Annotated in this window: 14 protein-coding genes and 1 pseudogene; 9 read left to right on the top strand and 6 right to left on the bottom strand. The window is 62.9% G+C overall.

From position 1 onward, the window contains the following. Positions 1–103: 103 nt before the first annotated feature. Both AC13EY_RS11735 and AC13EY_RS11730 read right to left on the bottom strand, forming a co-directional pair. A pseudogene (locus tag AC13EY_RS11735) lies at positions 104–802 on the bottom strand (PspA/IM30 family protein). A 5-nt stretch (positions 803–807) separates the two neighbouring features. Further along, positions 808–1,077 carry a YiaA/YiaB family inner membrane protein gene (locus AC13EY_RS11730; protein ID WP_088273300.1) on the bottom strand — a complete coding sequence of 90 codons (270 nt, stop codon included), beginning with the start codon at positions 1,075–1,077 and terminating at the stop codon, positions 808–810. 181 nt (positions 1,078–1,258) lie between these two features. Between AC13EY_RS11730 and AC13EY_RS11725 the strand changes: the two genes are divergently transcribed. Further along, on the top strand, positions 1,259–2,035 hold the full coding sequence (locus AC13EY_RS11725) for a helix-turn-helix domain-containing protein (RefSeq protein ID WP_228245090.1): 777 nt from the start codon (positions 1,259–1,261) through the stop codon (positions 2,033–2,035). Next, positions 2,032–2,619, top strand: a complete 588-nt coding sequence (locus AC13EY_RS11720) for an acetate and sugar kinases/Hsc70/actin family protein (RefSeq protein WP_228245091.1) — start codon at positions 2,032–2,034, stop codon at positions 2,617–2,619. The genes AC13EY_RS11725 and AC13EY_RS11720 overlap by 4 nt, the downstream gene beginning before the upstream one ends. Before the next feature lie 28 nt (positions 2,620–2,647). On the opposite strand, the gene AC13EY_RS11715 is transcribed toward AC13EY_RS11720, so the two are convergent. After that, complete coding sequence (locus AC13EY_RS11715; protein ID WP_228245092.1) at positions 2,648–3,364, bottom strand: YebC/PmpR family DNA-binding transcriptional regulator; 717 nt, start codon at positions 3,362–3,364, stop codon at positions 2,648–2,650. 264 nt (positions 3,365–3,628) lie between these two features. Here AC13EY_RS11715 and AC13EY_RS11710 point away from each other — a divergent pair, with 264 nt between their 5' ends. Continuing rightward, positions 3,629–4,183 carry a YoaK family protein gene (locus AC13EY_RS11710; RefSeq protein ID WP_228245093.1) on the top strand — a complete coding sequence of 185 codons (555 nt, stop codon included), beginning with the start codon at positions 3,629–3,631 and terminating at the stop codon, positions 4,181–4,183. Between the two features lie 28 nt (positions 4,184–4,211). Here AC13EY_RS11710 and AC13EY_RS11705 read toward each other — a convergent pair whose 3' ends face one another. From AC13EY_RS11705 to AC13EY_RS11695, 3 genes are all read right to left on the bottom strand, one after another. Next, positions 4,212–4,541: a hypothetical protein gene (locus AC13EY_RS11705; protein WP_228245094.1), complete on the bottom strand. Its 330-nt coding sequence runs from the start codon at positions 4,539–4,541 to the stop codon at positions 4,212–4,214. A gap of 121 nt (positions 4,542–4,662) precedes the next feature. Beyond that, positions 4,663–4,995 carry a hypothetical protein gene (locus tag AC13EY_RS11700; RefSeq protein WP_088273305.1) on the bottom strand — a complete coding sequence of 111 codons (333 nt, stop codon included), beginning with the start codon at positions 4,993–4,995 and terminating at the stop codon, positions 4,663–4,665. 405 nt (positions 4,996–5,400) lie between these two features. Then, positions 5,401–5,823: a DUF4399 domain-containing protein gene (locus AC13EY_RS11695; protein ID WP_228245095.1), complete on the bottom strand. Its 423-nt coding sequence runs from the start codon at positions 5,821–5,823 to the stop codon at positions 5,401–5,403. 276 nt (positions 5,824–6,099) lie between these two features. Between AC13EY_RS11695 and AC13EY_RS11690 the strand changes: the two genes are divergently transcribed. The 6 genes from AC13EY_RS11690 to AC13EY_RS11665 all read left to right on the top strand — a co-directional run bounded on the left by AC13EY_RS11690 (position 6,100) and on the right by AC13EY_RS11665 (position 13,661). Next, positions 6,100–7,563, top strand: coding sequence for an NAD-dependent succinate-semialdehyde dehydrogenase (locus AC13EY_RS11690; protein ID WP_228245096.1), 1,464 nt, complete (start codon positions 6,100–6,102; stop codon positions 7,561–7,563). A gap of 3 nt (positions 7,564–7,566) precedes the next feature. Next, complete coding sequence (locus AC13EY_RS11685) at positions 7,567–8,697, top strand: isocitrate/isopropylmalate dehydrogenase family protein (RefSeq protein WP_228245097.1); 1,131 nt, start codon at positions 7,567–7,569, stop codon at positions 8,695–8,697. Between the two features lie 81 nt (positions 8,698–8,778). Further along, positions 8,779–10,038, top strand: a complete 1,260-nt coding sequence (locus AC13EY_RS11680) for an aspartate aminotransferase family protein (RefSeq protein ID WP_233048333.1) — start codon at positions 8,779–8,781, stop codon at positions 10,036–10,038. Further along, positions 10,035–10,982 (top strand): D-2-hydroxyacid dehydrogenase, encoded by a 948-nt coding sequence (locus AC13EY_RS11675; RefSeq protein ID WP_228245099.1) that lies wholly within the window; start codon positions 10,035–10,037, stop codon positions 10,980–10,982. Before AC13EY_RS11680 ends, AC13EY_RS11675 begins: the two co-directional genes overlap by 4 nt. 50 nt (positions 10,983–11,032) lie before the next feature. Then, positions 11,033–12,451 carry an amidase gene (locus tag AC13EY_RS11670; protein WP_228245100.1) on the top strand — a complete coding sequence of 473 codons (1,419 nt, stop codon included), beginning with the start codon at positions 11,033–11,035 and terminating at the stop codon, positions 12,449–12,451. Positions 12,452–12,455: 4 nt separating this feature from the next. Beyond that, complete coding sequence (locus AC13EY_RS11665; RefSeq protein ID WP_228245101.1) at positions 12,456–13,661, top strand: pyridoxal phosphate-dependent aminotransferase; 1,206 nt, start codon at positions 12,456–12,458, stop codon at positions 13,659–13,661. Positions 13,662–14,114 lie beyond the last annotated feature (453 nt).

Below are 14,114 nucleotides of genomic sequence, written 5' to 3'. Positions count from 1 at the left end.
CTGTGGCATCCGCTGAAGAATAGATTAAATATTCTTTATTGTTAGTTAAGGAATAAAAAAGTTATGGAAGGGCGACCGGTGTCGCCCTTCCTGATAGCGCTGCCTATTCGCTAGCGCTGGTGTTGCCCCGCAGTCTGGCGAGTACGCTGTTGGCGTCGGTCTTGCCGGTGGCAATACCGGCGCGTTGCAGGCGCTGGTCGAGTGCACTGCCGTCGTCCTCGTCCTGCAATTGCTGGAGGGCGGCGCCGACATCGCTGGCGTTGTCCTGACGGTGACGAATGCGCTCCAGAGAACTGGCCAGATCGCCCATGTGGGCCTGCAGGCCACGGGTCTGCTGACCGAGATTGCCCAGCAGGCGCTCGGCGCTGCGGTTCGCCCGTGCCAGCTGCAGTTCGCGGCGATACTGCTGGTGCATCTGCGCCGCGCGGCGCAGTTGTTCGCGCAGACTGGTTTCCTGCCGCTGCAGCTGCTCGGCCTGCTGGCGCTGTTGCTGCAACTGGTTCTCCTGCGCGGCGATCCACTCGGCCAGCTCGTAGGCCAGACCGGCTTCATCTCGCGCCAGTGCCTGCCGCGCCTGTTCTTCGCGCTGGGCCAGGTCGGTTCAGAGCTGCTCGTTGCTGCGCTGCAGTTGCTTGATGGTCGCCATCAGCCCGGCCAGCTCGCGCTTGGCCAGCAGCATGGCGTGCTCGGTGTCGCGCAGTTCCTGCTCCATGATGCGCAGGGCGTTGGCGTCGACCAGCTGTTCAAGCGGTTCATGGGCGCTGGCGCGGAACAGGGTGCCTACTTTTCTCCAGAGTGTCATGACGGTTACTCCGTATATTCTTTCAGCAGTTGCTGGGCGCGGGCTTCAGACAGGCGGTTGTGAATGCGCTTGCCTTCGTGTTCATCCCGCATGGTTTTCGACAGGGTGATGGTGGTGCTGACCAGAAACAGCGCACAGACCGACATGTAGCCCTTGACCAGCAGGTCGGTGGGCGCAAATACCACGCCCGCGCCGGTTGCCAGCAGGGCAATCGCGAATGACGCCTTGACGAAGAAAATCCAGCCTGAGGAGTTACTGTTGATCTCGGTATCCATGGTGTTGCCTCCAGAACGTGGGGTGCGCAGGGGGTTGTGGCTGCGTCTGGAGCGGACTGTGCACGGGCCTGATTGGCGGCGCCAGCGTTACCGAAAAGGTTGCGCAGAGGGGCGCTTAAGGTATTACATGGCGATACTTCTTGGTGGCCGGGCTCGGCCAGACTGGTAAAGGTATTGTCATATGGCGCAGACCGCAGCGATTGTCGCGGCCTTGAAAGGCGCGCTGAAAGAGCGTGGAATCACCTATCAGCAGGTTGCCGAGGCGCTTGAGTTGTCGGAGGCGAGCGTCAAGCGGCTGTTCTCCGAGCGGCAGTTTTCGCTGCAGCGGCTGGATCAGATCTGTGCGCTGCTGGGGCTGGAGATCACCGATCTGGTCCGCCGGCTGGATCAGGCCCAGCGCATCGATGCGCTGACTGCCGAGCAGGAGCAGGAACTGGTGGGCGATGACCGCCTGCTGCTGGTGGCGATCTGCGCGCTGAATCGCTGGAGTCTGGCGCAGATGCTCCATACCTATCAGCTCAGTGAGGTGGAAGCGGTGGGCCGCCTGGCGCGGCTGGATCGGATGGGGCTGATCGAGCTGCTGCCGGGCAACCGTATCAAGCCGCTGATCAGTCATGATTTTCGCTGGCAGCAGGGCGGGCCGATCCAGCGCTTCTTCGAGCAGCAGGTGCAGAGTGATTTCTTCCAGTGTCACTTCAACCGCCCGGGCGAGCTGCGCCTGTTCCTCAGCGGGATGCTGTCGCCGCAATCCACCGAGCAGATGCACCAGAAGCTGCAGCGTCTGGCCCAGGCGTTTCGGCATAGCCACCAGGAAGACCTGGTGCTGCCGCTGGAGCAGCGCTTTGGCGTCAGCATGATCATGGCGATTCGGCCTTGGGAGGTGGCGGCGTTTCAGCGCTTGCGCCGACCCGATGCGCTCAAGTTTTATCCGGGGCATCCGCGGGAGGTTCGTGCATGAGCCTGCGTCGACTGTTGGGGGATCGATTGTATCTGCTGCAATTGTGGCGTGACCGCTTCGAACTGCGTGATCTGCACTCAGGCGAGGTGATCAGTGAGCCGCCTCTGGTGGTGCTGGGTGATCAGGCTGGCAAGGTGGTGTTTGTCGCGGCGGGCCACGAGGCGCTGAGCATGGCGCTCGAAGAGGGCATGCGTCGGGTCAGCGTCACCGACCATCCTCGGGTGCTGATTGGCGACTTCGCACTGGCTGAAAAGTACCTGCAGTGGTTATTGCGCAAGGCCGCAGGCAACCGGTTGTTTCCAGCCGCGCCGCGTCTGGTGATGCAGCAGCGCGACTGCCTGGAAGGCGGCCTGACCGAGGTCGAGTTGCGGGTGTTGCGTGAACTGGCGTTGGGCGCCAGCGCTCGTGAGGTGCTGGTTGTGGAAGGTGCGCAGCAGCTGAGCCTGGAGCAGGTTGAACAGGCGTTTGCCGATCAGCGCAAGGGCGCAGGCAAGCGGGCGTCGTCACTGGTGAGCGGGGTGGTGACGCTGGTGGTGCTGGCTGCGTTTGCAGCTGCAGTCTTGCTGCGTAACGTGGGCAACTGACGGGCGCCCGCAGGCGCCCGCTGCGGGATCAGAACTCGGCGTTGTGGTAGATGTTCTGCACGTCGTCGAGATCGTTAAGCATGTCGGTGAACTTCTCGAACATGGCAACATCGTCGCCGCTGATTTCGGTGGTGGTCTGCGGCACGAACTGGATCAGGTCGGCCTCGAAATCGAGCTCACCGAAGGTATCGATCAACGCCTGTTTGGCCTTGAAGTATTCGGTATGCGGGGCGAATACGGTGATTACGCCGTCTTCGTTTTCGATGTCGGTGACGTCGACGTCGGCCATCATCAGGGCTTCCAGCGTGGCTTCCTCGTCGCCACCCCTGAAGGCCAGGATCGCGCAGTGATCGAACATGTGGCTGACGCTGCCTTCGGTGCCGATCTTGCTCTTGGTCTTGGTGAAGCAGTTGCGCACGTCGGCGAAGGTGCGGTTCGGGTTGTCGGTCAGGCAATCGACGATCACCATGCAGTTACCGGGGCCGAAGCCTTCATAGCGGGCCTTTGCGAAGTCCTCGCCACCGCCGCCCTTGGCCTTGTCGATGGCCTTGTCGATAACGTGGCCGGGGACCTGGTCCTTCTTGGCGCGATCAATCAGGCCGCGCAGCGCCAGGTTGCCATCGGGGTCGACGCCGCCGGACTTGGCGGTAACGTAGATCTCCCGTGCGTACTTGCTGTACAGCTTGGTTTTGGCGTCGGCCGTTTTGGCCATGGATTCCTTGCGGTTCTGATAAGCGCGACCCATGTGCGAGTGTCCTGTCGAAATTTCGAAAAACAGCGATTCTACTCGCAGTTGGCGACGGATATCCACGCTTGCGGTGTCCTCTGTTGACGAACTGAAGCGCTGCCGGGCCAACGGGGCCTATCGGGCGTATGATGGGCTTTTTGCCGGAGGAGGGGGGAGCGTGATTTCCAGATTGCCATCCTGGATTGAGGCGGGTGCCTTTACCCTTGCGTTGATGGCCGGCGTGGTCAACGCGGTCGGTCTGCTGGGTTCAGCCATCAGGCGGTGTCGCACCTGACCGGCACCTCGACGCTGCTCGGGGTTGGTCTGACGCACCTGCAGTCTGCCGAAGTGCTGCATCTGTTGCTGGTGCTGCTCAGTTTTGTGTTGGGGGCGGCGTTCAGCGGGTTGTTTATCGGCAGCAGTGCGCTGGAGCATGGCCGTCGCTATGGCGTTGCGTTGCTGGTGGAAGCGCTGTTGCTGGTGCTGGCGATGTTCGCTCTGCAGGGCAACAGTCTGGCCGGGCACTATCTGGCGTCGGCCGCCTGTGGGCTGCAGAACGCGATGGTTACTACCTACAGTGGAGCCATCATTCGCACCACCCACGTTTCAGGCATCTTCACTGATCTGGGCGTCATGCTGGGTGCGCGTCTGCGCGGGGTGCCTATGGACCGGCGCAAGGCAACCCTGTTTCTGCTGTTGATTGGCGGTTTTATTCTGGGCGGTACGATCGGCGCGCTGGGCTTTGACCAGTGGCAGTTCAGGGCGCTGTTGGTGCCGGCGGGGATGGCTGTGGTACTGGCGCTGGTGTATCAGGGGGCAGTGCTACGGCGGCAGTAGGCAAGCCTGGTCGAGCGGATATGATGTCCTACTGCAAGTTGTCCAGGGTAATGACAATCTCGCCGTCCATGTCCATGGGTGGCCGGATCGAATATCGGTCCCCGTCTTCGTCCTGTGCGGTCAGCTCCTCCAGCTGTCTATTTCCTGTCGGGCTTTGCAACAGGATACTGGCGCCGTCCGGGAGTACGTCGTTGCCCAGAATGTCGTCTGAGGGGCAGGAATCGCCTCGGTAAAGAACGTAGACGAACTGGATCTGATATCCCGTGTTGTTGGTGATTTTGATGGGGGCGTCTGCGGCGGCCGCTTTACCGCTTAGGAGCAGCACGAGCACAAGCATGCGGCAGAGTGTTCTGATCATGGGGGTGTCCAGGGCAGTGAGGTTATCGGGTGTCTACATCCAGGGGAGACACTGGGCCTCTCCCAGCAGCTGAGGTTGTTGACCTGGAGACAGGGCGGTCGGGGACCGCCCCGCGCTGACATCAGTCCATATCATCCAGAGTGAATACGACGTCGTGACGGGCGACGTCCAGATCCCAGATGGTATAGGTGTCGCCGTCTTCATCCTTGGCACGGATGTCAAAGATCGATGATTTGGCGTTACGCAGATTGACGCGCACGGTATGCCCATTGGGCAGAATGTCGTCATCCAGCACATCCTCTTCCCATGAGTCGGACTTGGCATGGCTGACATACAGGTAGTAGATGTCATAGCCGGTGTTGTTGGTTACCTCTACGTAGCCGTCAAAGCCAGCGGCCGCGTGACCACTGAACAAAAACAGAACGGCAAACAGTGCCAAGGCTTTCTTGATCATTTCTCTCTCCCTGAATGCGCCTTTGTGGCAGACGCAAAAGCTGGTCGGTCAAACCGAAAAAAGATACGGCAACGGCCTCGCGGCGACTCGGCCTACCGCAACAGTGGTAGATCGGGGCAGCTTGTCCGAACGGGTCGCCAGTGCATGGCTGGCTGATTAGAAGCATATCGCCATCTGCTTTTATGGCAAGTACCTGAATCGGGGTATTTCTCCGATCAGCTGTGGGAAGCCGCCTGGACGCCATCGTGGCGTTATTCTGGCGGCTTAGCCCAGAGTCGTCCCTCGAAGCAAGGAGCGAATGCCTTGCAATGGGTATCTGAAAGGTGGGTCCGCGAACGGGCGCTGCAGTTCCGCTGCTGTGCCCGCCCTCGCCGAGTTGGCAGTCAGGGCGGGTGGGTGGGACGGTTACTCGACGGTGATGGTGATGCGCTCGGAGGCGACCGAGGGTGACAGGGGGACGTGATTGTGGTCACCGACCACCAGTTGCAGGGTGTGCTTGCCCGGGGGCAGCTCGAGGCTGGTCTGGGTTTGGCCGCCGCCGAAGTGACGATGATGATCGTCGGCTGGAATCGGCTGACCGGCCGGAGGCAGTTGATCGGTATCGATCAGCAGATGGTGGTGGCCGGTTGCGGCGCGCTCGACGCCAGCAGGGGCAACGCCCATGCCACTGAGCCCGAACTGCACTGTGACCGGTGAGCTGACGGTGGCGCCGTCAGTTGGTGATATGAAGTAGACGCTGGCATCCTCCGGCGCGGCGGTCTCGGCCATGGTCACAGTGGCGGCACTGGCGAGCAGCAAGCCGGCTAGCGTGGGGAGTATCCGTTGCATGTGTTGCCTCCTCGGGTTGGGGGTCAGGCAGAGCGCGGAAAAGACACCCTGCAACTCACTCTAGACTGCCCGGCGTAGTCACGGTTCCTCAACTGCCGGAAGTTTGCTTCTCGCCTCGATCCTACCTACCCTGTGAGGAAACACGTTCCTGCCGGGAAGTCTTCGATATGGCTTTGCCGGTGCTTCTGCGCAGCCTGCTGCGTATCGGTTTTACTCAGTCAGCCAAGCGTCTCTGCGCTTGGCTTCATATTTTGCGGAATCCCTACAGGAGGCCACATGTCTGCTCTGTCCCGTCTCACCGAATCCCGCCTGTTTCGCCAGCAATGTCTGGTGGGCGGCCAATGGGTTGCTGCCAGTGATGGTGCGACGATCGAGGTGGATAATCCCGCCAGCGGCGAGATCATCGGCAGCGTGCCCAGCCTGAGCGAGGCGCAGCTCACCGAGTGTATCGCCCAGGCCGACCAGGCCTTTGCCGAGTGGCGAAAGACCACCGCGCTGGAACGTGCTGACCTGTTGATGCGCTGGTACGACCTGATGCTCAGGCACCGCGAGGACATTGCCAGCCTGATGACGCTGGAGCAGGGCAAGCCGCTGGTGGAATCCCGTGGTGAGGTGGACTACGCGGCGTCCTTCATTCGCTGGTTTGCCGAGGAAGCACGCCGTGTTTACGGCGAGACCATTCCCGGTGCCAAGCCCGGGCAGCATATTGTGGTGACCCGTCAGCCGATTGGGGTGACTGCAGCCATCACGCCCTGGAACTTCCCGGCGGCAATGATTACCCGTAAGGCCGGTGCCGCGCTGGCAGCGGGCTGCCCGATGATCGTCAAACCGGCCAGTGCCACGCCGTTCACCGCGTTGGCGCTCGGTGTGTTGGCGGAGGAAGCGGGCATTCCGGCGGGTGTGTTTAACGTAGTGACCGGCAAGGCGTCGATGATCAGTGAGGTGCTGACCGGCAGCGAGACGGTGCGCAAGCTGAGTTTTACCGGCTCGACCAGTGTCGGTAGTCAGCTGATGGCGCAGTGCGCCGAGCACGTGCAGAAAGTGTCGCTGGAGTTGGGCGGCAATGCGCCCTTTATCGTGTTTGACGATGCCGATCTGGATCGTGCGGTCGAGGGGGCCATGGTCTGCAAGTTCCGCAACACCGGGCAGACCTGCGTCTGCGCCAACCGTTTTCTGGTCCAGAGCGGCATTCATGACCAGTTTGTCGAGAAACTCGCCGAGGCGATGGGCAAGCTCAAGCTGGGTGACGGATTTGAAGAAGGCGTGACCCAGTCCGCGCTGATCAATCGGGCCGCGGTGAAAAAGGTACAGGAACACTTTGACGATGCATTGGCCAAAGGTGCTGAGCATGTTGCCGGCGCCTCACCTGGCGAGGCCAAAGGCAACTACGTTGAGCCCGTGCTGGTGACCGGTGTGACCCCGGACATGCAGGTCTGCGCCGATGAAACCTTCGGCCCGCTGGCCGCGGTGATGCGTTTCGACACCGAGGAGCAGGCCATCGCACTGGCCAACGATACGCCCTACGGGCTGGCTGCCTATTTCTACAGCACCAACATCCACCGCGTCTGGCGTGTTGCCGATGCGCTGGAGGCCGGCATTATCGGCATCAACGAAGGCGCGGTGTCCAACGCGGCGGCACCCTTTGGTGGCGTCAAGGCCAGCGGGCTGGGCCGTGAGGGCTCGCGGCACGGGCTGGATGAGTACACCGAGATCAAATACCTGTGCATGGGCGGGGCCTGACAGATGACCGAGCCAAGGCGCATCGCCCTGATGCCCGGCGATGGTATCGGCCCGGAGGTAATGGCGGCCGCGGCCGAGGTGCTTGCCGCGCTTGATCGCCAGACCCCGCTCGGTCTGACCTGGGACTGGCTGGACTGGCCGTCGACCGATTGGCACCGCCAGCACGGCGAGATGATGCCCGCCGATGCCCTGACCCGGGTGCAAGCCTATGACGCGCTGCTGATGGGCGCATTGGGCGATCCGGGGCCGCTGACTGATGCCGAACGCTACTGCCTGCCCGACAGCGTCTCGCTGGCACCGCTGCTGCAGTTTCGCAAGGGGCTGGACCTGTGGGCCTGCGAGCGGCCGGCGCGCTTGTTGCCTGGCGCACCGCAGTATCTGGCTGATCCCCGCGCGGCCGAGGTGGACATGCTGGTGATTCGCGAGAACAGTGAAGGCGAGTACGTCAATCAGGGCGGCAGGCTGCACCGCGGCAGCGCCGATGAGGTGGCGACGCAACTGGAAGTGTTTACCCGCCGGGCCACAGAGCGGCTGATTCGCCATGCCTTTGCCCGTGCCCGTGAGCGGTTGGCTGCACGGGGGCAGGGCAGTCGCGACTTCCATTGCGCGAATAGGGGACGGGCGGCGGCGCAGGTGTGCCTGATCACCAAGCGCAACGCCCAGCCGTTTTGGGGCGATCTGTACACCGAGGTGTTTGCCGAGGTTGCCGCCGAGTTCCCCGAGATAGGCGTTCATCACGAACTGGTCGACGCCGCCTGCATGAAGTTCGTGCAGTGCCCGTGGACCTTCGACGTGGTCGTGGCGAGCAACTTGCATGGAGACATTCTGACGGATCTGGCCGCCGTGCTTTCGGGCGGACTGGGGCTGGCGCCGTCGTGCAATATCAATCCGGACAGCCGGGCGATGCCCGCGCTGTTCGAACCCACACATGGCAGCGCGCCGGATATCGTCGGCCAGGGGCTCGCAAACCCTGCTGCCATGCTGCTCACCACAGCACTGATGCTGGATTGGGTGGGCTGCGCACAGGCTGCTGAACGGCTGCGTCTGGCGGTTGCCAAGGATCTGGCGACCACTGCAGGCCAACAGCGGACCTGTCGGGATGTGACTGCTGGCGTGATTGCCGCGCTGCACTGATCCCGCTCGCGTGTCAGGACACGCTCTGCGTGTCGCTGGCCGATCAGATACGGGCTCCGGCCCGCCGAAAGGACAGGAGAGATGGCTATGCACCATTTGTCACCGCTACTCAAGCAGGCCAGCCAGGTCTGTGTCGATCACGGCGAAGGCAGCTGGCTGGTTGATACCGACGGCCGCCGCTATCTGGACTTTACCTCCGGCATTGGTGTGACCAGCACCGGCCATTGTCATCCGACCGTGGTGGCGGCGGCGCAGGCGCAGGTCGGCCGCGTGATTCACGCCCAGTACACCACGGTGGCGCATCGGCCGATGCTGGAACTGACCGATGCGCTGGCCGAGCGCATGCCTGAGGGCATCGACTCGGTGGCGTTCAGCAACTCCGGCTCCGAGTCGGTCGAGGCGGCCCTGCGCCTGGCGCGGCAGGCCACCGGACGGGCCAATATCATCGTGTTTGACGGCGGCTTTCACGGTCGCACCATGGCCGCCGCCTCGCTGACCACTTCTGGCACCAAGGTGCGTACCGGTTTTCATCCGATGATGGCCGGGGTCGAGGTGTCGCCCTTCCCGCATGCCTATCGCTATGGCTGGACCGAGGAAGAGGCTACCGCGTTTGCCCTGCGCGAGCTGGACCACATTCTGAAAACCCGCACTGCGCCCAGCGACACCGCCGCCATGCTGATCGAGCCGGTGCAGGGCGAATTTGGTTACTACCCGGCCAACAAGGCGTTCATGCAGGGGCTGGCCGAACGCTGCCGGCAGCACGGCATTTTGCTGATCTGCGACGAGATTCAGGCCGGCTATGGGCGCACCGGACGGTTCTGGAGCCACAGTCACTTTGACGTCACCCCGGATATCGTGATCACCGCCAAGGGTCTGGCCAGCGGCTTCCCGCTGTCGGCCATTGCCGCTTCCGAAGCCCTGATGAGCAAGGGCCTGGCCGGTTCACAGGGCGGCACCTATGGCGCCAACGCGGTGGCCTGTGCGGCGGCGCTGGCGACGCTGGAGGTGATCGACAGTGAGCAGCTGGTCGAGAACGCCGCCCGCCAGGGCGAGCTGCTGAATGAGCGCCTGCACGGGCTGAAAGAACGCTTCCCGATGATCGACACCCTGCGCGGCAAGGGGCTGATGCTGGGGATGGAAATCGCCGATGACTTCCGCACCCCGCGCGGTGATCTGGCCGCTCGGCTGACCAGCGCGGCGGAAGCGCAGGGGCTGTTGCTGCTGCGCTGCGGCACCGAGGGGCAGATCGTTCGCTGGCTGCCGCCGCTGACGGTCAGCAGTGCCGAAGTAGATGAGGCGGTAGCCCGCTTCACCCGGGCAGCAGAGCAGGTGGCGGCATGACCCGCGTGCTGGTGCTGGTTGCGCCCGGCGAAGCGCCGCTGCCGGGGCTGGATGATCTGCCGACCACGGTAGAGCTGCGCACGGTCAGCAGCGAGTCTGATCTGCGCAGGCATTTGCCGCAGACCGATGTGCTGGTGGTGACGGATTTTCGCACCGACCTGCTTGAGCGCTGCTGGCCGGACGAGCACCGCATTCGCTGGGTCCACGCCACCAGTGCCGGCGTTGATGCGTTGATGTTCCCGGCGCTGCGGGACAGCGATGTGCTGCTGACCAACGCGCGCGGTGTGTTTGATCTGGGCATTGCCGAGTACGTGCTGGGTGCGGTGCTGATGCACGCCAAGGACAGCCTCGGCAATCTGGCGCTGCAACGCCAGCAGCGCTGGCAGCATCGCGAGACCGCGCTGGTGGCCCGGCAGCGGGCGCTGGTGATCGGCGCCGGGTCCATCGGCAGCGAGGTGGCGCGGCTGCTGTCGGCGCTGGATATCGAGGTGATCGGCATCGCACGGACCGCCCGCAGCGCCGAACACTTCAGCCGCGTACTGGCCAGTGAACAACTGGATGGCGCGTTGCCCGAGGCTGACATTGTGGTGATTACCGCACCGCTGACCGACGCCACGCGAGGCTTGATCAACCGCGACCGGTTGGCGCGCATGCGCTCCAATGCGCTGCTGGTCAACGTCGGCCGCGGTGCCATCGTGGTGACCGACGATCTGGTCGCGGCCCTGCAAGCCGGCCAGTTGGGGGGCGCCGTGCTGGATGTCGTGGACCCCGAGCCGCTGCCGGAAGGCCATCCGTTGTGGGATCTGCCCAATGTGATGCTGTCTGCGCACATGGCGGGCGACTTTATCGGCTGGCGCCGTGCGCTGGGCGAGCAGTTCATGGCCAACCTGCAGCGCTGGCTGGCCGATGAGCCCCTGCTCAATATCGTGAACAGGGGGAAATAGCGCCCGGCAATAAGGCGAAGTCCGGGCTCTCTGGCACTGAGGAGGCGAATATGTCCAACGACATTCTGGCAATGACGGCAACCCAGCTGCGTGCGCATTTTGTTGATCGACAGCTGTCACCGGTCGAGGTGGCCAATTGTCTGCTTGATCAGATTGAGCGTGTTGATGGGCAAACCAACGGCTTCTGTCTGGTAGACCGGGAGACCAGTGTGGCACTGGCACGTGCAGCGGAGCAGCGCTATGTCGATGGGTGCCCCAGCGGGCTGCTGGACGGCGTACCGGTGGCGGTCAAGGATGTTTTCCTGACGCCGATGTGGCCGACCCTGAAAGGCTCGCACACGGTCGACCCGCAAAGCACTCTCGGCAAGACTGGCGCCTGTACCGCGGCGCTGGCGCGCCACAACTATGTGCCGATCGGCAAGACCACAACGCCGGAGCTCGGCTGGAAAGGGGTGACCGACAACCCGGTTGACGGGGTCACCAACAACCCCTGGAATCCGGACAAAACCGCCGGCGGCTCCAGCGGCGGCAGCGGGGTGGCGGTTGCCCTGGGCATGGCGCCGTTGGCGCTGGGGACCGACGCCGGCGGCTCGATTCGGATTCCTGCCTCCTTCTGCGGCATTGTCGGTCTCAAACCCTCCTTTGGTGAAGTACCGCACTGGCCCTCCAGCCCTTTTGGCACCCTGGCCCATGCCGGGCCGATGACCTGGACGGTTGAAGACTGTGCGCTGATGATGAATGTGCTGGCCGAGCCCGATTACCGCGATACCCACGCTGTGCCGCGCCGCAATATCGACTATCTGGCTGAGTTGCGCAGCGGGGTAAAGGGTCTGAAGATCGCCTACAGCCCCAACCTGGGCTATGTGGATGTTGATCCCGAGGTGGAAGCAGCCGTGGCCGAGGCGGCCCGCGTGCTGGCCGAGCTGGGGGCCGAGGTAGTGCGGGTTGACCCCGGTTTCAGTGATCCGCTGGCTGCCTTTGGTCATCTGTTTTACGGCGGAGCGGCCAATGCCATTCGCGACCTGGGGCCGAAGAAACGGGCGGTGATGGATCCGGAACTGGTCAAGGTATCGGAAAAGGCCGCGCGCCTGAGCATGCTGGACTACATGGGGGCGGTGAACGAGTCGATGGCGCTGCGCGAGCGCATGGCGACCTTCCATCAGAAGTACGACCTGTTGCTCACCCCGACCCTGCCACTGACCGCCTTCAAGACCGGGCGCGAGGTGCCGGAGGACTGGCCAAGCACCCGCTGGCCGACCTGGACCCCCTTTACCTATCCGTTCAACATGACCGGCCAGCCGGCCATCTCTGTGCCCTGCGGCTTTGACAGCCAGGGGCTGCCGATTGGCCTGCAACTGGTGGGCGCGCGCTTCAATGATGCTCTGGTGCTTCGCGCGGGGTATGCGTATCAGCAGGCCGCTCCGTTGACCGACCGCCGTCCGGCGCTCTTTACCACCGTCAAGGAGTAATGCCATGCCGCTGGGAAACTCCGATATTGATCTGTATGAATCCGAAGACCCGATCTGGAATCCGGCGCTGCTGACCATTCCCATTCCGGGGATTCGCAAGATGGTCAATCTGGCCGCCAACATGGAGGATGTGATCCATCTGTCCATCGGTCAGCCGGATCTGCCGGCGCCGGATGTGGTGGTTGAAGCGTCGGTCGAGGCGCTGCGCGCCGGGCAGACCGGCTACACCATGGACGCCGGCCTGCCGGAGCTGCTGGAATCGCTGGCGGAGTACTACAGCGAGCGCTACCAGCGGCCGTTGACGCCGGACAACATCATGGTCACCACCGGCGCGACCGAGGCGCTCTATCTGGCGCTGACAGCGGTTGCAGCCCCAGGCCGTCACTTTATCGTGCCGGATCCGGCGTTCATGCTCTATGCACCGCTGATTCGCATGAACGGCGGCGAGGTGACCGAGATATCAACGCGTGCCGAGAATCATCACCAGCTTGATCCGCAGGAGGTGATCGATGCCATTGAGCCGCATACCTACGCGATCATTCTCAACTCGCCGAGTAACCCGACCGGCACGCTGTATCCGCGCGAGACGCTGGAGGCGATTCTGGAAGAGGCGGCCTACCGTGGTATCCATGTCATCAGCGATGAGGTGTACGACCACCTGATCTATGACGGGCGAGAATACCCGTCGGTGCTGTCGTGCTGCAGCGATCTGGATCACGTGATGGTAGTCAGCAGTTTTTCCAAGACCTACAGCATGGCCGGTATGCGCATCGGCTGGCTGATCGGCAGCCAGGCGGCAATCAAGAAGTTGCGGCGCTATCACATGTTCACCACCACGGTCGCCAATACCCCGTTCCAGTGGGCCGGGGTGGCTGCGCTGCGCAGCGGCGGTGCCTTCATCGAGCAGATGCTCAGCGAGTACACCCGCCGTCGCGACCGGCTGGTCGAGCTGGTGGAACAGACGCCGCACCTGACCGGCTACAAGCCCGAGGGCGCGTTTTATCTGTTTCCGTCGCTGCCGGAAGGGGTCAACGGCACCAACGTGGCGTTGCGGTTGCTGAAGGAAACCGGGGTCTGCACCATTCCCGGCGAGACCTTCGGAAACAGCTGCAGCAATGCCTTGCGGCTGAGCTATTCCACCTCGCTGGAGCGGATCGAGCAGGCATTCGAGCGGATTATTCCGTGGATGGAGAAGCAGGATTTTGATTAGGGCGGGGCCTTTATGGCTGGCAGTTGCGCGCTCAACCCTTTTGGCGCGGGCCGTTAATGGTTGGCCGTTTCATACGCTGCGTTGCTGCTGAAGCAGCTTTTCGCCTTGGCGATCCCCCGGGGCACCCGACTACGCGGCCCTTCGGGTTCGCTGCGTTGCTCGATTTATCGGGGAGTCATAAAACTCGTCGCTGCGCTCCTCAGACAGCCTATGACTCTTTTTCCCGATAAATCTGCGCTACTCGCCCGCGTAAACGGGACGAAACCCGGGTGCGCACTCCACCATTCGAGCACGTTGCAAGTTGCTGATCGCTCCCACGCTCTGCGTCACTAGTGTCCGGTAAAAAAACGCGGGGGCGGCTCCAGCCCCCGCAACCGCACATTATTCGTTGATAATCGGCCTTCAAGACTCGATTTGAACGGCCTGACATGTTTTCACAAACCCGGTTTTCCC

This window comes from Halopseudomonas sp. L-58 (assembly GCF_056859475.1).
The sequence above is the reverse complement of the archived record's forward strand: the minus strand, read 5'-3'. Positions and strand labels throughout refer to the sequence as shown.

Excerpts from the sequence above, each read along its gene's own strand:
- AC13EY_RS11730 (WP_088273300.1), bottom strand. The coding sequence starts at position 1,077 with ATGGATACCGAGATCAACAGTAACTCCTCAGGCTGGATTTTCTTCGTC.
- AC13EY_RS11725 (WP_228245090.1), top strand. The coding sequence starts at position 1,259 with ATGGCGCAGACCGCAGCGATTGTCGCGGCCTTGAAAGGCGCGCTGAAA.
- AC13EY_RS11720 (WP_228245091.1), top strand. The coding sequence starts at position 2,032 with ATGAGCCTGCGTCGACTGTTGGGGGATCGATTGTATCTGCTGCAATTG.
- AC13EY_RS11715 (WP_228245092.1), bottom strand. The coding sequence starts at position 3,364 with ATGGGTCGCGCTTATCAGAACCGCAAGGAATCCATGGCCAAAACGGCC.
- AC13EY_RS11705 (WP_228245094.1), bottom strand. The coding sequence starts at position 4,541 with ATGATCAGAACACTCTGCCGCATGCTTGTGCTCGTGCTGCTCCTAAGC.
- AC13EY_RS11700 (WP_088273305.1), bottom strand. The coding sequence starts at position 4,995 with ATGATCAAGAAAGCCTTGGCACTGTTTGCCGTTCTGTTTTTGTTCAGT.
- AC13EY_RS11695 (WP_228245095.1), bottom strand. The coding sequence starts at position 5,823 with ATGCAACGGATACTCCCCACGCTAGCCGGCTTGCTGCTCGCCAGTGCC.
- AC13EY_RS11690 (WP_228245096.1), top strand. The coding sequence starts at position 6,100 with ATGTCTGCTCTGTCCCGTCTCACCGAATCCCGCCTGTTTCGCCAGCAA.
- AC13EY_RS11685 (WP_228245097.1), top strand. The coding sequence starts at position 7,567 with ATGACCGAGCCAAGGCGCATCGCCCTGATGCCCGGCGATGGTATCGGC.
- AC13EY_RS11680 (WP_233048333.1), top strand. The coding sequence starts at position 8,779 with ATGGCTATGCACCATTTGTCACCGCTACTCAAGCAGGCCAGCCAGGTC.
- AC13EY_RS11675 (WP_228245099.1), top strand. The coding sequence starts at position 10,035 with ATGACCCGCGTGCTGGTGCTGGTTGCGCCCGGCGAAGCGCCGCTGCCG.
- AC13EY_RS11670 (WP_228245100.1), top strand. The coding sequence starts at position 11,033 with ATGTCCAACGACATTCTGGCAATGACGGCAACCCAGCTGCGTGCGCAT.
- AC13EY_RS11665 (WP_228245101.1), top strand. The coding sequence starts at position 12,456 with ATGCCGCTGGGAAACTCCGATATTGATCTGTATGAATCCGAAGACCCG.